This is a genomic window from Streptomyces nogalater, from assembly GCF_039532885.1.
Classification (GTDB): domain Bacteria; phylum Actinomycetota; class Actinomycetes; order Streptomycetales; family Streptomycetaceae; genus Streptomyces; species Streptomyces nogalater.
The window spans coordinates 1-567 of sequence record NZ_BAAASM010000101.1; the positions used below are offsets into that span (position 1 = coordinate 1).

Genomic DNA, 567 nt, shown 5'->3' on the forward strand with positions numbered 1-567 from the left:
TGGGGCGAACGGTTCAAAGTCGACCCCATCTCGGCCCTCGGCGACGGTGAACTCACCCACGCGCGGGTTGCCAAGTACACAGATGCCAAGGTCGCCGGGTACGTCGCCAAGTACGCGACCAAGAGCGCCGAAGGGTCGGGCACCGTGGACCGCACCCTCATGTGCCGTCCGTGCCAGGGACGCGGTCACGTGCGCGGCCCCGACGGCTTCCACGACCGGTGCCCCGACTGTGACGGCACCGGGCAGGCCGAACCCATCAAGGCCCTGCCCGTCCAGCAGCACGTACGGCAGATGATTCGTACCGCCTGGGCGCTCGGGCACCTTCCGGAGTTCGCCGGCCTCAAGCTCTGGAAGTGGGCGCACATGCTCGGCTTCCGCGGCCACTTCTCCAGCAAGTCCCGCGCCTACTCCACCACCCTCGGCGCCCTCCGCGACGTACGCCGTGCCTGGCGTCTCGCCCAGGCCGAAGCCGCCCGCGCCCGCGCCGGCCTGCCCACCACCGACGAGACCACCCTCGTCACCACCTCGTCCTGGACCTACCTCAGCAGCGGCTACCGCCCCGGAGAA

At 70.4% G+C, this 567-nt stretch carries 1 protein-coding gene; it reads left to right on the plus strand.

The genetic code is table 11. The annotated features are described in order from the left end of the window. Positions 1-567, plus strand: a 567-nt coding sequence (locus tag ABD350_RS37845) for a replication initiator (RefSeq protein WP_344354007.1), incomplete at both ends; no start/stop codon positions are given.